The organism is Marinicrinis lubricantis (assembly GCF_042658665.1).
Lineage (GTDB): Bacteria > Bacillota > Bacilli > Paenibacillales > KCTC-33676 > Marinicrinis > Marinicrinis lubricantis.
Window position 1 is genome coordinate 63,356 of the sequence record NZ_JBHSQV010000180.1, and the last position, 18,094, is coordinate 81,449.

An 18,094-nucleotide genomic window follows, 5' to 3' on the forward strand; every position below is an offset into this window, starting at 1 on the left:
TTTAGTGCTCTCCCTTTAAACTGAGCTGAAGCTTGTCTAATTGCCATTTTGTAAAAGCCAATGTTTCTCTAAATTGATGCCATGCCATATTCATTACCTTGGAAGGCGTAGTTGATACGATCGCCGGCTCGAATTGCAAAAATTGGGCAATATCTTTAGCTCGCGCTCCGTGATAAGAATGTGTGATGATCACCGCCGTACTCAGGCGATGATCATCCATGATCTCTTTGCTCAACTTAATATTCTCATACGTACTTGTCGCTTGATTCTCCAGCAGCACATCCTCAGGCGGAACGCCGTGCTCGACAAGGTAATTCTTCATTCCTTCGGCTTCTGTGTACCTTGCACCCGGCACATCGTATCCGCCGCTGACGATAAACTTCCGGAAGCTGCCGTCGTTGTACAGGGCAAGTGCATGATCGAGTCTTTCCTTCAAAGCCGGAGATGGAACGCCGTTCCATAAAGCCGCCCCCAGCACGATCCCTGCATCTACAGGCTCTTCCAGCCTGCTGTCTTGGGTGGTGTGAATTTGCCATTGAACATACCCGGTCCAAAACAACCCGCATGCCATAATGATTGCAACCAGCTTGCCCATCGTCCTCCATATCCCTCGTTTCCTTCGCTTCTTATTTGTTTTCATACTCCTCACCCGCGGCATCATTGGATTACTTCTATGCTCTATCTCGATGGGCCTTCTCCTTCTGATAATGGTCCTCTGTTTTGTTGATTGTCCGGATTCATCATTTCTCCAAACAAGCCTTCATCCGTTATTCGTCGATGGATCGTTCTCGCCAGGAGGCTGATCTCCTTCAGCCGGTTCATTCGGCAGCTCCTCTATAGGGAGTTCATCTGCCGGAGGCTGCTCTTCCAGCGGCGGATCTTCTTCACCCACTGGAGGCTGTTCTAAATTGCCGCCGGTGTTCCCACCTGAATTGGACTCATCCGGTTCAATCGGCTCTGTTGGTTCTGGAATGAAGGGCTCTTCCGGCGTGACCACTTCAACCTTTTCGGAAGGCTCGCTTTCCAATTCTGTCTCTGGATCGAGCACCGTGACGTAATATTTATAGGACGTATTCAGCTGAACCGTCATATCTTCTACTTCAGTACTTTTCGAGGTCAGCAGATGTACCGCTTCTTCTCCTGCAGTCTGGCGATATATATTGTACTGTAAACCTTCACCTGCATCGTTCCAGTTCAGCAGCACACTATTCGAGAAAGGATCGAATTCCGCTGTCAACCCGGTAGCCTGCTTCGGCGGTTCGACTTCTTCCTCCTCTTCCTCCTGCTCTTCATATCCTTTCGGAGCTGGGAACGACTGTACCTTCATTCCTTCCATCGCTTTTGTCATGACACTAGAGAATATTTCCGCCGCAGCCGCACTTTTAGCCACGAGATAATTGTCTTCATTCGTATTGTCGAACCCGACCCATACGGCCGCCGACCATTCCGGCGTATATCCGGCAAACCAAATATCCCGATTGGCTGCATCTGTAATGCCTTCAATACCAATCTGCGTCGTACCGGTTTTGCCTGCAACCGGACGATCCATTCGCGCAGCTTTACCCGTACCGTTCTGCACCACATTCACGAGCATGTCGGTCATCGCATACGCATTCTCTTCGGACATCATTCGTTTCGTATTCGGATCATATTCATAAATCAAGTTCCCTTCGCTATCCTCGATTTTCAGAACGGCGTGCGCTTCATTCCACATCCCGCCGTTTCCGAACATTCCGTAAGCTTGGGCCATCTCAAGTGTAGAAACGCCGCCGGTCAATCCGCCTAGCGCGATAGCAAGGTTGCGATCATTCTCATCGTCCAAATCTATTCCCAGCTCTTCGACGTAATCCATGCCCGTTTTGACTCCAATTTCATTCAGCAGCCATACCGCGGGCACATTGATCGAATCTCTGATCGCCGTTCGCATCGTTACCTGCCCCTGATATCGATTGTTATAGTTGTTCGGGCTGTATCCGCCGAAGCTCATTTTCTCATCCTTCAACAGCGAGTCTGGGCCCCAATCACCGGTTTCCATCGCCGGAGCATAAGCGACAAGCGGTTTAAAAGAGGATCCGGGCTGCCGGTTCCGAGAGGTGGCACGGTTAAAGCCACGGTTGGCATAATCTCTGCCGCCGATCATGGCGACGACAGTGCCGTCACGATGATCGACGATGGTCATGGCCGCCTGAACGATCTGATCCGTTCCGTCTTCCGGGAAGTTAGCAGGATCGGAGAACACTTCCTCCATCGCTAGCTGAGCTTGCGTATTGATCGCGGTCGTGATCCGGTAGCCGTTCATATTCAGCTGTTCTTCCGTTAATCCCGTCTTCGCTTTAATCTCTTCAATAACATAATCCATGTATGAAGCGTAATGATCATCTTCTGGGATGTTCGGCGCAACATAATCCACCTCTGCTGCGGCTTTTCGCTCTTCCTCGCTGATCAATCCCATTTCCTTCATTAGAGAGAGCACGACGGCCCTGCGCTCTTTGGACGCTTGCGGATCCGCCATCGGATTTAATGTGGACGGAGCCTTCGGCAGTCCGGCTAATGTTGCAATTTCCCAAATTTCCAATTGATCGAGCTCTTTATTGAAAAAGTGCTTGGCCGCAGCTTTTACACCATATGTGCCGCTTCCCAAGTAGATCCGATTTAAATACATTTCAAGAATTTCATTTTTCGTAAATTTATTTTCGAGTGCAATGGCGATGGATGCCTCCGTCGCTTTTCTCAAAAAGTTTTTATCGTTGTCGAGAAACAAATTCCGTGCAAGCTGCTGCGTGATGGTGCTACCGCCTTCTACCAGCCCTCTGGCCATAATGTCCTTCACGACGGCACGACCGATCGAAATAAAATCGATCCCGGAATGATCGTAAAATCTGCGATCCTCGGTTGCAACAAAGGCTTCTACGAGAAGATCAGGCATTTCCTTCAGAGAAACGTATTCCCTGTTCTCCTTGAGCAGCTTTCCGATTTCATTGCCTTCCCGATCCAATACGATGGACGCTTCAGGCATTTCGATTTTGTCTAAGTTCGCCTGAAGCATTCGTTCTCCCTGCAAAATAATAATCAAATATCCGACAATCGCTAAAAACACTGCGGCAGCCGCTGTCATAAACAAAATAAAAAGAACGCGGCCAAGTGACTTTTTCTTCTTCGGCTTTCTTTTTCTCGATACCGATTTTTTGCTTGCTGTGCTGTTCTTTTTCTCCTGCACGATTCTCACTCCATTTCCAATGTACAAGGTCCATGATTGATGTGCGGCATGGATGGGCGGACCTTCATAAGAAGCAACATCGCTCTTTTACTCCATAAATAGAAAAACAACCCCGATGGGTTGTTAATCTATCCAATGGATTAGACGATGTTAGATACGAAAAAGTTACGGTTTAGGATTCAGAGGCCGCGGATTCGGACATTAATGAAACGTTGCGCTGTGGTGTAAACGTCGAAATCGCATGCTTATATACCATCTGCTGCTTGCCTTCGCTGTCAATAATAATGGTGAAGTTATCAAAGGCACGAATTAAGCCGCGGATTTGAAAGCCATTCGTCAAATACACCGTAACCGGTATGCTCTCTTTACGGAGTTGATTCAGAAACGTATCTTGAATATTAATCGTTTTATTCATCACATAATACCCCCTAAGGTTGAATTCATAGAAACAAAAAAACAGTCACGCGCAAATACCTTATGTATATTCAGCACGAAGTCGAAGATTTCCTGCTATTATACCATGAATTACCTGTAAATGCTCGAAAAAATTTCCTTCTGTCACATCGTGCCAATGGATATTTTCCATGTGGCGGAACCATGACAATTGGCGTTTTGCGAACCTGCGCGTATCCCGTTTCAGAAGCTCTACAGCGGCATCTAAAGGATACTCACCTTCCAAATATCCGATGATTTCTTTATAGCCTAGAGCTTGCATCGATACCATATCACGATGATAACCTTGATTCAAGAGTCGACGGACCTCCTCCAGGAGTCCCTGCTCCATCATCTCATCGATCCGCTGCTCAATACGCTGATACAATTTTGCTCTATCCATGGTGAGACCAACGATACATAATTCGTACGGCGATTCCTTTTTTTGACCTTGTAAAAATGCCGTCGCCGTTTTTCCGGTGATGTGATAAATCTCCAATGCACGAATAACGCGCCGGTAATTATTAACATGTATTCGCTTCGCACTGTCCGGATCAATGTGTTCCAGCATAAGATGCACAGCTTGCGGTCCGTCCCGTTGTACCATATCCTGCAGCTTCTTCCGATACGCATCGTCTTGTCCTGCCGAGCTGAACTCAAACTTATAGCATACCGATTCGATATACAGTCCGGTTCCTCCAACGATGAAGGGCAGCTTGCCCCTGGCTGTAATATCTTCAATCAGCCGCTCTGACATCGACTGAAATTCTGATACAGAGTAGGGTTCATCTGGATTGCGGATATCAATTAGATGGTGAGGAACGACTGCTCGTTCTTCCGGCGTCGCTTTCGCCGTACCGATATCCATTCCGCGGTATACCTGCATGGAATCGCCTGAAATAATTTCTGCATTTAGCATTTTCGCAAGCTCCAGACTGAGCTTGGTCTTCCCCACCGCTGTAGGTCCAATGAGAACCAACAGTTTCGGTTTATGATGACTCATCCTTTCGGATCACCCCATAAGCTGTTTTATTGCCGGTCCTTATTACTTGATCGAAACCGAGACGCTGAAATTCCCCGCTGGAGGGCTTTTCCTTCATCACGATTCGTTTTCTTGCTACCCTCACCGCTTCTTCCACCGATTCAGACGAAATGGAATCCGGATTCGCCATGGAACGAAGCGGATTGAGAGCTGCCGATTCCATCTCGGGCTGGCGGAACATCGGATCAAAGTAGACAACATCCACGGACTGGTCCGGCAAGCTTCTTAAGTAATCCAAATGATGGATGTTCAAGCATTGTATCCGGCGCATCGCTTCAGTGACGTCAGGCTCCGCCTCGTCATAAACACGAAGTCCCTCGCTCACAAGAGTGTATATCAATCGGCTGCTTTCCAGCGCGGTAACTCTGCCCTGCGAACCTGCGGCATAAGACATCACAATCGCATCGGAAGCCATGCCCATCGTGCAATCAACGATTTGATCACCCGGCAATATCTCCGTCGCTTGTAAAAGCGAGTCTCGCTCTCCTCTCGCCAGTCTCAGCACTCGTATCGCAGACATGCTCGGATGAAAGAAAAAGTCGGGACTTCCCTTTTGTACCCAACGAATCTCTTTTGCCGTGACTTTAATCAGCTGCGAATCATGATAGTGCTGCATTATTTTCGACAGTGTATTCGTGCCTCTCGGTGCATATACACCGTCCAGATCAGCGGCAAGCCGCTTAGCCTTCGCGATCGTATGCTCGTCAGGCTCTACATCGGTTGTTACGATCATCTCATCACCACACCAAGCATTTTAAGCATTACATGACTCTTTTAAACATTTTTTCCAAATCATAGTTAGAAAAACGAACGACGATCGGACGTCCATGCGGACATGTATATGGAGAGCGGCACTGCGCCAAACGGTCCAGCAGCATTTCCAGCTCCTCAAGGGTCTGTTTCTGGTTGGCCTTAATCGATGCCTTGCAGGCGCAAGTCGCCGCGAAATGGTCCCGAATTTTGGATACTTCCACCTGCCGCTTATCTTGAAGCAGCGCCTCGATCATCTCTTCGATGACCTCCTGCTCCCCATCCTTTGGCAGCCAGTGTGGATAGGACACGACCTTGAACGCGTTTTTGCCGAACGGCTCCAAAAAGACGCCTACCTGCTCCAGCAGGCCAAGCCGCTGCTGAAGGAGCTCCGATTCCGCCGCTGTATATTCCAGCATCATCGGAATAAGCAGCTCTTGACTTGCCGGTTCGGGCTGCCCCAGCTTCCGGAAAAAATATTCATAATTAATCCGTTCATGCGCAGCATGCTGATCAATAATAAAGAGTCCTTCCTCATTCTGCGCCAAAATATACGTGCCCTTCATTTGGCCGATCGGATACAGCTTTGGAAATGAAGGAGACTGGATCTCATCGGAGCGGCTTTCTTGGTCCAGCAGCCGCTGAACAGCTTCCTTCATGCTTGATTTCGAGACGAATCGCTCCTGCGTATTCGCTCTGCTTTCATAGCCGCCGGATCTACTCAAACCTGCGGGCGTTTCACTCGCATAAGGACGTGAAGACGGCCGCAACGAAGCATCATGTGAGTCCTGCTGCCTTGGCTTTCTCTCCTCCCAATGGCTGCCCTCTGGAGAGATATACGTTTCCGCATGTTCCTTAATATGAATATCCGCCTTCTCCCGAGCCGGTACTTCCATTCGTGCTTGGACCTGTTCAGCAGGGATGGCACCCTTCTGCTGATTCTCCTGATCCTGCTGAGAACTGGGAGCAAAATCGATCTTTTCCTGAACATAGGTCTGCACTTTAGCCTCTTTAGCAGGCTGAGGAATGAGTACTTGGGTTCTGAGCACCCGCTTTACCTGCTCCTCGACAAATCGGTACAGCTCCTGTTCTTTACTGAACCGCACCTCCAGCTTCGCTGGATGGACATTCACGTCGATGAGGGAAGGCTCCATCTGCAATTGAATCACGCCTAGCGGAAAACGATGCAAAGGCAACAGCGTATGATAGCCTTGAAGTGCCGCGCTCACCAGCCCGTAGCTGCGAATGTACCGTCCATTAATAACCGTCGTTAAGGCAGAACGATTGGCACGAGTGAGCTCGGGTTTCCCAACATACCCCGTCAAGCTGTAGTCTGGATGATCGGCCTCCAGCTTGACCATCAGCTTGGCTGTCTGCGGTCCGTAAATCGCAGCAATCACCTGCAGCAGATCTCCGTTGCCAAGCGTTTGAAAGAGCATTTTACCGTTATGTTTAAGTGAAAATGAAATTTGCGGCTGTGACATCGCGAGTCGGTACAAATAGTCAGTCACATGACCGACTTCCGTCTGAATCGTCTTCATATATTTCAAACGGGCAGGCGTGTTATAGAACAAAGATTTCACTTGAATATCCGTTCCTTTGGGTGCACGCGACTCCTCATGCAGAAGTACATTTCCCCCTTCAATGACGAGCTTCCGACCAAGACCGCTGCTGGACGCCGCGGTCAACAGCTCCACCTTCGACACCGCTGCAATACTGGGCAGTGCCTCGCCCCGAAATCCCAGCGTGCGAATTTGATACAAATCTCTGCCTGTGGCGATTTTGCTTGTCGCATGCCGTTCAAACGCGGTTTCGCAATCATCCGCCTCCATGCCGGAGCCGTTGTCGGCCACCCGAATCAGCTCCAATCCGCCTTCCTCAATGGAAACATCGATCTTCGTGCTGCCCGCATCTATCGAATTTTCGACCAGTTCCTTAACGACAGAAGAAGGCCTCTCTACCACTTCGCCGGCGGCGATCTGGTTGGCAATATGATCGTCCAATATTCGAATTAAGCCCATCTCCGATCAGCTCCTTCTATTCGTCATATTCCTTCAGCTTCATGCGAAGGCTGTGCAGAAAATTCATCGCATCCAGCGGCGTCATATTCATCAGCTCCGCTTCTTTGATCCGGTTCACCACTTCCGCGGCAGCGGGCGCAAGTTCCTGCTTCTCTTTGTTGCGGGAAGAAGGTTCCGGGATGTCACCGAACCAGCTGATCTGCTCCATGACTTTGTCATTGCCTGCTGCACGGGCCGGCTCCTCGGTCACAGCGGGATCTGGAGCAGCATCTGAACGAATCGCTGCGGCTGTCGCTGCTTCCCCGGTTCCCTCTAATATATCCAGCAATTGGTTCGCTCTACGAATAATGTTTCCTGGAAGTCCGGCAATCTTGGCACAATAAATGCCGTAGCTGGAGTCCGCCGCGCCTTCAATCAGCTTGCGCAGGAAGGTCACTTCTCCGTCCTTCTCCTTCACTGCCATGCAGAAATTGCGAAGCAGCGGAAGCTGTCCTTCCAGATGAGCCAATTCATGATAATGGGTCGAAACCAAGGTCAAGCATCCAATCTCATCGTGCAGAAATTCAATGACGGCTTGCGCGATCGCCATCCCTTCGGACGTTGAGGTGCCCCTGCCAAGCTCATCGATAATGACCAAGCTCTGCGGTGTCGCTTTCTCCGTCATTAATTGGATATCCCGCATCTCAACCATAAAGGTGCTCTGCCCGCGAACTAAATCATCCGCCGCTCCAATACGGGTAAAGATCCGGTCCAGCACCGGGATTTGCGCCTTCTGGGCAGGAACGAAGCAGCCGATTTGCGCCATGATACAAATTAAGGCAACCTGACGCATGTAGGTGCTTTTCCCAGCCATATTCGGTCCCGTAATCAGCATCATTTTCAAATCATCAAAAAGCAGCGTATCATTCGGAATAAAGGCTTCACTTTCCATCACGGCTTCCACGACGGGATGTCTGCCCTCTTCAATATGGAGGTGACTGTTCTCGCTGATCATCGGCTTCGTGTAATGATACTTCGCGCTTACCGTTGCCAAGGATTGGTACACATCCATCTCGCAAACCAGATCAGCCAGCAGCTGCAGACGCGGTATTTCATCCAAAATTCGGTCCCGAAGCTGAACGAACAACTGGTATTCCAGCTCGACCATTTTTTCTTCCGCTTCCAATATAAGAGCTTCCTTCTCCTTCAGCTCCGGTGTAATGAACCGCTCCGCATTCGCCAGCGTCTGCTTCCGTTCGTATCTTCCTTCCGGCAGAGAAGCTGCATTCGCCCTTGTGACTTCAATATAATAGCCGAATACCTTGTTGTAACCGATCTTCAGCGATTTGATTCCCGTCGACTGACGCTCCTGCTGTTCCAGCTCCGTAATCCATCGTTTTCCGCTTGTGCTCGCTTCGCGCAGCTTATCCAAGTGCGCGTCAAAGCCTTCCTTGATCAATCCGCCGTCCTTCACGCCCAGCGGGGGATCGTCAGCAATCGATTCCCGGATCCATTCCAGCACATCCGAGCAGGGATCTGCGGCGGAAACGAGGTTTTGCAACGTGATGGAACCCGACTGCATGCAGATCGAGATGAGCTCAGGCACCTGCTCCAAGGACGTCTTGAGCGCGATTAAATCTTTGGCGTTGGCATTTCCGAAAGAAATTCGTCCCACCAAACGCTCCATGTCGTACACTTGTTTCAGCCGCTGTCTTAATTCCTCTCTCGTGATCAGCTGACCGTACAAGCATTCTACCGCTTCGAGACGTTCCTCGATTCGGCTTTTCTGCAGCAGCGGCTTGTCCAGCCATCTTCGAAGCTGCCTTCCTCCCATCGCCGTGACGGTCTCATCGAGCAGCCACAACAGCGAGCCCTTGCGCGAACGGTCTCTGACGGTTTCCATCAGTTCCAGATTGCGGCGCGTAAAAGCATCGAGCCGCATGAATTGATCCGTCTCATAAAAACGAATTTCTCTGATATGTGCAAGTGAACGCTTTTGCGTTTCGATCAAATATTTCATCAGCATCGAGATGCACAACCGGCCGGATGCGCTGAGCGCTTCCCATCCCGATTTGCCAAAATGAGCAGCCGCTTCCTCCGGCTCATCCACTCGAATTCCGTTAATAAGCGGGACCTTCGTCCAAGCCATCGTCCGCTCCCGGCATTCATCTGTCAGCGAGGGATCGACGATGAGCTCGGAAGGCTGATAAACAGCCGCCTCGTCCAAGATTTGCGCGATCGAACCGTTCACTGTCGTATGATGAAGCTCACCGGTCGTAACATCACAGGCGGCCAGCGCGAATTCATGTCCGCTTCTCGCCAAGCTGACCATGTAATTATTTTCCCCGTCAGACAAAGCTTTGCCCTCCATCATCGTCCCTGGGGTAACAACTCTGACAATTTCCCGCCGTACGACACCTTTCGCTTCGGCAGGGTTCTCCACTTGCTCACAAATCGCCACCTTATACCCTTTTTCAATGAGGCGGCTTATATAATTGTCGGCAGAATGGTAGGGCACCCCGCACATCGGAATGCGCTCGGCTGCCCCGCCTTCTCTGCCGGTTAATGTAATTTCCAGCTCCGCAGAAGCCAGTGCTGCGTCCTCAAAAAACATCTCGTAAAAATCCCCAAGACGAAAAAAAAGAATCGCGTCAGGAACCTGCTGTTTAATCTCCAAATACTGTTGGATCATTGGGGTGTATTGTGCCATGTCGATCCTCCATTTTTAACTGTTCCATCATCTGTCCATTCTACTAGACTTAAATTCTATTATAACATGAATCCTGTGCACACCAACCCTCTGTTGCATCAGCTTCCTCGCGGCGAAGTAGAAATCGTGACGGGCTCGTATGGCGGGAGCATCCACGTGCAGCGTATATCCCTCTGCTCATTCCAAGACTTTTTGCTGAAAATTTGCCGCTTTAGCGGTGTCAAATAATGTTCATACTGCTTATAGGTTGAAGTTTGCTCCAACTGCTTCCAAAGCGATCGAACCGTACTGTAAAGACCAGATTTGTGACCCTCCATATAGTCCCTCAGCGTTTCTGGCTGATCCAGCGGTCTATCCTGTAATTTCCAGTAATGATGGACAATGACATAAGCGAGCGCGCAGACCCCTTTTGCAGCCCTGGGAGATACGATCCAGCTTGGCAGCGTGCGGTATTCAAAGCCGCCGTGGCTCTTCCAACGCACATCGCCGGGAAATCCGAACCTTGGCCTTCTTCTGCTAGTCGTTTCATCCTCAATCAGGATGAGCGGCAGCGCCGCATAATTATCCAGCGCTCTCATCAAAAAATGATTCATCTGGGTGCCGCTGAAATGCAAATGTCCCCCCAGTTCAAGCCGCCCTTGCGGCATGCCTCCCGCTTTCCAGATGAGTTCCGGTTTCGGTGCTTTGCGAGCGGCCTTAAGGAGGGTGCTGCGAATACTGCGAACGAGCTCCTCCGGTGTTCGGCCAGGCTTCGGTCTTATTTCAGCCAGTGGGTAGATCATCTTTCGATCCCGTGACCAAATCGAATCGCTGCCGATGCTGCCCTGTTTGCCAAACAAGCGATCTGCCATCATAATACCGCCATTCTCTCGGCAAATAACAAATTCCAGATCCGCTCCAATCATGAAGCTGTCCGGCACTTTCGCAGAGACATCCAGCTGATCGGAAAATCGCTGAATCGCCTGTATGAACTTCTCCTGATCAGACCTTGTAAGCTCGGGATAGGGAACGATCGTGGTAACCGCTTCTTCCCCTTTATCGTTCCAATGCAAACCAACCTCGCCATAATCAAGGCCTGCGGCATATAAGGCTTTAACCGCCAAACGGCACAGCTTTCGCACGAGCGGCCTTGTGTGATCGAGCTCCAGAGCCGTCCACCGTCCTCTTTCGGCAGAATCGGTCCCTTCCTGGCCTCCAGAAGCAGTCCAGAGCTGTCTTTTACGAAGAACTAACGGTTCCGATTGAAAAATCAGTACTTTATAGAGTGCCGACTTCGTCAGCTCATGCGGGATCGCCCACAACCCCAATATCCGTTCCATGGCTTGACGATCCCCTGCCCTCTTCACAAAAGAAGGCGCGTTCAGCATGAGACTGCAGTCTCCGCGGTATTCCTCTACCTTCCATGGAATCACGATATGCTCCTTGGACGGCCGCAATCCCCCCGTGCACGCTGGAATTCGCAGACGTGCAGCAAAGGTATTCACATCTTCCTCCGATTTCCCCCACAATATCGCTCCCAATCCGTTATCCTCCTCTGGCTGAACAAGCAGCCGCCCATTTTATCATATAAAATGCAAAAAAGAGGGCTTCAGCCCCCTCCCATGCATGGGTACGGAATATAATACATTATGAACCCATTTCATAACTCTGGCTGCTTCAAATCAAGACCACATATTGTACCGTTCGGTATAACGATCAATATGTAGTTTCAACTTCAGCATTTCCAACCGTTTGTGAAAATGATTCAACAGCGAAAGTTGACAGAGCTTAATCCAAATCGTCGTCCAATAATTCGGGATCCAAATCTTCAAATTCCGTGTCCTCGTCTCCCCCATAAAAGTCGAGGTCCTTATCATCGAAATCGCCGCTGCTATCCGTCGTCACTACGAAAACCTTCGTTTCAGCAACCATTTCGACTCTGTATTCCCGTTCAACTCTAATCCGTACAGTCCCGTCCGAGGTAAGATTCGCCTCCACACAGTTCGGCTCCTGAGTGGCTTCAGCGTATACTTCCTCGGTAGCGGCTCTATGCTTCGGATCTAGATAGCTGAGCGGCACTTCTTCTACATAGGAAACCGTTTCTTTGGCGACATCGGTTTTGGAATTCCCGTCGTAAGAATACCAAATGTTGATATCGTAAGTACCTACTACCTCAATGCCCCCACTGGACTTAACCGCTTCATATTGATGATTGATGAGCCATGCACCCAAGATGCTGCTGGGCGTATGAGGCGGGTTTACGGAATGGGTCGCTTGTGAGAATTTACGGCCTTTGCCGCAGACAGCTTTTGTGATGATTTCTCTAACATGTAAGTCGCGATCCGTGATCGACATCCTTTCTAACCTCCTCCATACAGTCATTCCATACATGTGTATGCAGGACACCCGTCTAGAGTGACAAAAACTTTTTAGTTTGTCAGCAAATCACGGTCAGGCCTATTTTTGCTTCTTTTCTTTTTTCGCAAAAGATAAAAAATGCGTAAGTTCCACACAAAGCTGTAAGATGGCGGAACGCACCTCAAACTCCGCCCTCGTCTGCGGCAAATCCATACCCTTGAATTGGGTCTCCAGTTCGGCCAACTTCGCTTCAGCACGTCCCGTATAATAACGCTCCTTCACGTTCTCACTCAGCTCCTCGAACACCTCGGCCGTAAGCTCGCCATGCGGAAGTCGCTGATATACTTGGGATACGATATCCATCAAACGGGCGATCGATTCCATCTGGTTAGACCGCATATGAAAGTAGATCTCCCAGTCTGCATTGGCTCGAAAAAGTGCATTCTCCGATGCCTTTCTTGCCCATTGCCTTCCTTCTTGAACAGAGCGATCGGCAAGAATAAACTCTTCACCATCCCATACATAATGCTCATCCCGCAATTGATTCGCGATATGAAGGAAGATTCGGCTGAACTGCTCCTCCACCTGCTGCCTTAATTTGTATAGCTGCTGATCTGCCTTCGGCATATAAATAAAATTAAGGAGCATGGACGATCCCAGTCCGACAATGAGCAGCTGGATTTCGTTCCAGATAATATCCCAATTAACGTGCTGTTGATTAAAGACGTGGATGACGATGACCGTACTGGTCACAATCCCGTCCTTGAGCCGTGCCCGGGACAAAACGGGATATACCGTTAAAATGAATAACCCAATCACCCAATAGGAGAATCCCAGCACGATAAAAATAAGCGAGCCGAAAAGAAGGCCGAGCAGCGAAGCTCCAAAGCGTTGCGAGACGTTTTTCAAGCTTCTTTTCTTCGTCACATCAAGTCCTAAAACCGCGAGCAGTGCAGCAGAAGTTGCGTAATCCAATTCTAGAGCCGATGCTGCATATACCGCCGCTACAGCCGCCAAGGCGGTTTTGATAATCCGAATGCCCATAAAATTCAGACCTGTACTCTTCCCTTTTACAGCCGGTAAATTTCTTTATATTTCTGTTCTAAATAATCTGTAAGATATTTCGGGTTCAGCTCTTCCCCTGTAATATCCATAACCAGCTCGGACGGTGTTTTCATCTTCCCATGGCGGTATACTTTATCGGTCAGCCACGCTTTCAACTTCTGCAGTTCACCCGCTTCAATAATATTCTCATAATCCGGCATCTCTTTCTTCATCGTATGCATAAATTGTGCGGCATACATATTGCCCAAAGAATAAGAAGGGAAATATCCGAAGGACCCTCCTGCCCAGTGAACATCCTGAAGAACGCCTTCCCCGTCGTTGCCAGGCACGACGCCAAGATACTCCTTATATTTGTCATTCCATGCAGCAGGAAGATCCGCTACAGCCAAATCCCCTCCAATCAGCGCCTTCTCCAATTCGTAACGGATCATGATATGAAGGTTGTACGTGAGCTCATCCGCTTCAATTCGGATCAGCGAAGGCCTCGACACGTTCATCGCCCGATAAAACTGTTCTACGGACACGCCTTCCAGCGTTTCAGGGAACAGCTTCTGAAGATCGATGAAATATCGTTTCCAAAACGCAAAGCTGCGTCCCACCTTGTTCTCCCAATAACGTGACTGTGACTCGTGGATCGCCATCGTTGTCCCTGTGCAAAGCAGTGTGCCCGCAAGGTCTGGAGAAATGTTTTGCTCGTACAGCGCATGACCCCCTTCATGGATAGAGGAAAACAGCGAGAACGTAATATCGTTCGGCACAAACCTTGTCGTAATGCGGACATCTCCGAGATTCAATCCTGTCGCGAACGGATGCGCGCTTTCATCCATACGCCCCGCTTCGAAATCAAAACCCATTTCCTTCAATATATATTCGCTGAATTCCCGCTGCTTCTGCTTATCGAACGGCCGATTTAGAAATGCCTCATCCGGCTGATGAGGAGATTCCGCAATCGCGGATACGAGCGGTACGGCTTTCGCACGGATCTCTCCGAAGACCCGATCGAGCGTATCCACGTTCAGGCCCGGTTCGTACATATCAAGCAGCGTATTGTATGGATGTCCTTCATATCCCCACAATTCCACGAACTTGCGGTTGAATTGTACGATTTTCTCCAAGTACGGTTGAAACATCGCAAAATCGGATTGCTCCTTGGCGTCCTCCCATACGGATTCCGCCTTCGATGTCAACGTTACATATTCTTGATACAGCTCGGTCGGTATTTTCTTGCTTCGCTCATAATCTTTCTTTAATTCCTCAATCAGCTTCAGTTCGATGGAATCAAGCTGCTTATGTATTTCCGGCTCAGATAATTGATTCAGCATGTCTCCTATAGTGTCTGAGATTTGCATTTTGAACAGCTCGGTCGACAGCAAGCCCAGCACATCGGAACGTCCCTCGCCCGCCTTCTTCGGTGCCTGGGTCCGCAAATCGTAATAAAGCACGCCGACCGCTTCCTCGTAGCTTTTCATCGTATGGACATACTGCTTAAATGCTTCCCGCAAAGATGTGGCGGATGTACTCATCGTTACTCCTCCTTGAAGGTGAAATCCATTGTCTTCTTATATATAGTTCTATCATACCCCTGCTTAAAATGAAAATGAACTTAGAGCTCATCGCCATTTCCGAAATAATCCTGGGCGTAGCGAATTTTCAATATTTTATGATACTATTTTATGAAGAAAGGAGAGACGTGCTGTGATCAACGTGACCATTACGGAAGAAGCTTCGAAAGAAATCGAACGCAGGCTCGGTTCTGGGCAAGCCGTCATTAAGCTTGTTTATGACACCGAAGGGTGCGGCTGTGCGGTAGACGGCGTGCCTCAGCTCTGGGTATTAGATCGCCCGTCCGAAGAGGATATTCCGCTTCCGACCAACGTCATGCAGTTCGTTTTCGAACCTAGGCAGGAAGTTTTTTTTGAGGAACAATTGAAGCTGGGCTACCGAGAACAAAACAAAAGCTTTGTTTTAAGCAGCAGCCAGCAAACATACGGCAGTCATCTGACGCTCATCGATCGGCGTGAGCACTAGGCGCCATTCGGTAACCGGTAGAACGGCTTCATTACGTTTGTGCATGCCGATATCCCACATAATCATCCGGCATGATTCGAACCACAACTTTTATTTCTTTTCTACGATTAGGAGGTCATACACATGAGCCAATTACTAAATCAAATTCTTGAACATAACCAGCAATTCGTCGAAGACGAGAAATACGTCCCTTTTATGACATCGAAATTTCCTGATCGCAAAATGGTCATTGTCACTTGCATGGATACTCGGCTTATCGAGCTGCTGCCTGCCAGCATGAACATTAAGAACGGTGACGCGAAAATTTTAAAAACCGCCGGAGCGGTTGTGTCCCACCCGTTCGGAAGCGTAATGCGGAGCATTTTGGTTGCGGTCTATGAACTGCAAGCTGAGGAAGTATTCGTGGTCGCTCACTACGACTGCGGAATGAGCAAAATTAACCCTAAAGATATGATTGCCAAGTTCAAAGAACGCGGCATTAAAGAAGAAATCGTGGACACCCTGGAAGCTTCCGGAATGGACATTGAGAAGTGGCTGAAAGGCTTCGATTCTGTAGAGGAAAACGTGAAAAACAGCGTGAAGGTCATTCGCAATCACCCGCTGATGCCCAAAGTTCCGGTTCACGGCTTAATCATTGATCCTGCTACAGGACGTTTGGATTTAGTTGAAGACGGATATCAACAATAAACCTTCCATACGACAGAGCTGTCTTGCTGAGTTCCATGCCGCTAAGACAGCTCTTGCTCTTTCCCCAATACAACCCTTCCTCTACGATTCAGACACGAGGATGTACGGTTTTTCTCTTGGCCATCCTCTTCTCTAATGAAGCTCTTCTCGCTTCTATGACCTCACTGCGATCTCTGCGGCGATGCTTCTCCACCACTTCTAAATTGTCCATGGAGCTAGGTGTTCCCCACACTACATTTTGCTCAGCGGCAAGCTTTAGACACTGCTCCATTAAAGGATCATCGATCGGAATATCCATATCTGTATAGGGTGTCTCCGGCTGCTTTTCCAGTTGTTCTAGTCTAGAGGCAATAACCTGAACCAACCGATGACGATCAATCCCCACCTGCTCTGTCTCCTGCCGGTCCAGCTTCGCTTTCGCCGATGCAAGCATGATGACCGCCCCCCGCACGTTGCCCCTGCGCTCATGGTACAAAGCGACTGCAAGCTGAATGAGACCGCGCCAAACCGGTTCATACGGCCCCCTGCCCTGCTTTTTCCAATATTCCTCCATGACCTCATGGCATTCAAAGAAATCCCGTTCGGTGTGGAAATACACCAAATATTGCACCAACTCTTCAGGTAAGTTCATCTTATGTTCATCCTTATCCACTTCTTCACATTATTCATAATGTACCAAAAAACGAATCAAAAAACGAACCTTTTTATAACCACCATTTACCAATGAAACATTCTATCTTTCTCGTCGTCTAATACAATAGATTCATAGAATAGATGACCTGAAAGGAGTGCATGTTCATTACATGAAAAAGGCAAGAAAGCTGCTGTCATTATTCCTTGTATTAGGCCTTATGTCCAGTGTATTAGCTTCCACCGCCTATGCTGCGGAATCAGATCAGACAACCCAGTATCGTGTCTTTCAAAATGACAAGCTGCTGAAGGAGTTTGCAAGCCGCGCGCAAGCCGTCGCATATGCTCAATACTTCGCGAACAGTTACGTGGAGGATGTTGTTACGAGAACGTGGGTATGGAGCTCGTTTCCGACATATCAAGTCATTGTAGACGGGCAGCCATTAGCTCACCGCTTTTATACGTATGACGGTGCTCTGACCGAAGCAAAGAAGCATAAGCGTTCGATCGTTAAAGATCTGACGAAAGCCGGCATCATGTGGGACAATTACCCGGAATACCGCTTATACCAAGGAGATAAGACACTGCCGGAATGGGAATTCGCCACCTTGGAAGAGGCGAAGAAAGCCGCCGCATATTATCGCAATGTCCATGTGATCAAGCTTTTGACGAATCAATGGGTATGGGACGACATGACCGAAGCGCAGAAAAATACATACCGCCAGCAAAAGCCGGTTTATGAAGTTACCGCGCCAACGCTTGAAACCTCCCGTACCTTCGCATTTTTGCAGGATGCCATTCGTGAGGCGTACAAATATGATGATTCCGTTATTATGAATACGTCATCAGGCAAGCAGGTCTATTCCAATTCAAAGGAATATGTAGTGAAGCAGAGCGGCAGAGAAATTCAGCGATTTTATCATCCAGAGATGGCCATACGCTATGCGCGAAATTTCGTAAGAGCCTCGATAGAGTGGAACGGTAAAGAGCTGTGGTATAACGACCCTACCTATATCGTGCTGCAAAGTGATCGAGCCGTAGGTTCGTTTCATACCGTACAAGATGCCGTTAAATAGGGCTTGCTGAACGAAACATTAGAGAGCAAATTGTCTGTAGGCGGTACGTTTCAGCAGCATGTTGAGAATGAGGACAAAAAGAAGCCGCAAGCGGCGTTCCAGGTTCATCACGAGGAACTG

Annotated in this window: 15 protein-coding genes; 3 read left to right on the plus strand and 12 right to left on the minus strand. The window is 49.0% G+C overall.

All coding sequences use genetic code 11. The features are described 5' to 3' along the window. Window position 1: 1 nt before the first annotated feature. The 11 genes from ACFPXP_RS18535 to ACFPXP_RS18585 form a co-directional block, all read right to left on the minus strand. On the minus strand, window positions 2–640 hold the full coding sequence (locus ACFPXP_RS18535) for a YdcF family protein (RefSeq protein ID WP_379895875.1): 639 nt from the start codon (window positions 638–640) through the stop codon (window positions 2–4). Between the two features lie 120 nt (window positions 641–760). Further along, window positions 761–3,217 (minus strand): transglycosylase domain-containing protein, encoded by a 2,457-nt coding sequence (locus tag ACFPXP_RS18540; RefSeq protein ID WP_379895876.1) that lies wholly within the window; start codon window positions 3,215–3,217, stop codon window positions 761–763. Window positions 3,218–3,389: 172 nt separating this feature from the next. Further along, on the minus strand, window positions 3,390–3,632 hold the full coding sequence (gene hfq, locus ACFPXP_RS18545) for an RNA chaperone Hfq (protein ID WP_379895877.1): 243 nt from the start codon (window positions 3,630–3,632) through the stop codon (window positions 3,390–3,392). A gap of 60 nt (window positions 3,633–3,692) precedes the next feature. Next, window positions 3,693–4,652: a tRNA (adenosine(37)-N6)-dimethylallyltransferase MiaA gene (gene miaA / locus ACFPXP_RS18550; RefSeq protein WP_379895878.1), complete on the minus strand. Its 960-nt coding sequence runs from the start codon at window positions 4,650–4,652 to the stop codon at window positions 3,693–3,695. Next, complete coding sequence (locus tag ACFPXP_RS18555; protein ID WP_379895879.1) at window positions 4,639–5,424, minus strand: class I SAM-dependent methyltransferase; 786 nt, start codon at window positions 5,422–5,424, stop codon at window positions 4,639–4,641. Before ACFPXP_RS18555 ends, miaA begins: the two co-directional genes overlap by 14 nt. Before the next feature lie 28 nt (window positions 5,425–5,452). Continuing rightward, window positions 5,453–7,462, minus strand: coding sequence for a DNA mismatch repair endonuclease MutL (gene mutL / locus ACFPXP_RS18560; RefSeq protein WP_379895880.1), 2,010 nt, complete (start codon window positions 7,460–7,462; stop codon window positions 5,453–5,455). A 16-nt stretch (window positions 7,463–7,478) separates the two neighbouring features. Continuing rightward, complete coding sequence (gene mutS / locus ACFPXP_RS18565; protein ID WP_379895881.1) at window positions 7,479–10,151, minus strand: DNA mismatch repair protein MutS; 2,673 nt, start codon at window positions 10,149–10,151, stop codon at window positions 7,479–7,481. Between the two features lie 98 nt (window positions 10,152–10,249). Further along, a complete protein-coding gene (locus ACFPXP_RS18570; RefSeq protein WP_379895882.1) occupies window positions 10,250–11,671 on the minus strand; it encodes a putative amidoligase domain-containing protein in 1,422 nt (473 codons plus the stop codon). Window positions 11,672–11,918: 247 nt separating this feature from the next. Beyond that, complete coding sequence (gene cotE / locus ACFPXP_RS18575) at window positions 11,919–12,485, minus strand: outer spore coat protein CotE (RefSeq protein ID WP_379895884.1); 567 nt, start codon at window positions 12,483–12,485, stop codon at window positions 11,919–11,921. 102 nt (window positions 12,486–12,587) lie between these two features. After that, window positions 12,588–13,532, minus strand: a complete 945-nt coding sequence (locus ACFPXP_RS18580; RefSeq protein ID WP_379895885.1) for an aromatic acid exporter family protein — start codon at window positions 13,530–13,532, stop codon at window positions 12,588–12,590. Between the two features lie 26 nt (window positions 13,533–13,558). Continuing rightward, window positions 13,559–15,076 carry a carboxypeptidase M32 gene (locus tag ACFPXP_RS18585; protein ID WP_379895886.1) on the minus strand — a complete coding sequence of 506 codons (1,518 nt, stop codon included), beginning with the start codon at window positions 15,074–15,076 and terminating at the stop codon, window positions 13,559–13,561. A gap of 172 nt (window positions 15,077–15,248) precedes the next feature. Here ACFPXP_RS18585 and ACFPXP_RS18590 point away from each other — a divergent pair, with 172 nt between their 5' ends. Together ACFPXP_RS18590 and ACFPXP_RS18595 are read left to right on the plus strand one after the other, a co-directional pair. Continuing rightward, complete coding sequence (locus ACFPXP_RS18590) at window positions 15,249–15,581, plus strand: iron-sulfur cluster biosynthesis family protein (RefSeq protein WP_379895887.1); 333 nt, start codon at window positions 15,249–15,251, stop codon at window positions 15,579–15,581. A 123-nt stretch (window positions 15,582–15,704) separates the two neighbouring features. After that, window positions 15,705–16,268 carry a beta-class carbonic anhydrase gene (locus tag ACFPXP_RS18595; RefSeq protein WP_379895888.1) on the plus strand — a complete coding sequence of 188 codons (564 nt, stop codon included), beginning with the start codon at window positions 15,705–15,707 and terminating at the stop codon, window positions 16,266–16,268. An 88-nt stretch (window positions 16,269–16,356) separates the two neighbouring features. On the opposite strand, the gene ACFPXP_RS18600 is transcribed toward ACFPXP_RS18595, so the two are convergent. Then, entirely contained in the window at window positions 16,357–16,899 is a 543-nt protein-coding gene (locus tag ACFPXP_RS18600; RefSeq protein WP_379895889.1) for a DUF309 domain-containing protein, read from the minus strand. Between the two features lie 172 nt (window positions 16,900–17,071). Here ACFPXP_RS18600 and ACFPXP_RS18605 point away from each other — a divergent pair, with 172 nt between their 5' ends. Beyond that, window positions 17,072–17,974 (plus strand): hypothetical protein, encoded by a 903-nt coding sequence (locus ACFPXP_RS18605; RefSeq protein WP_379895890.1) that lies wholly within the window; start codon window positions 17,072–17,074, stop codon window positions 17,972–17,974. Window positions 17,975–18,094 lie beyond the last annotated feature (120 nt).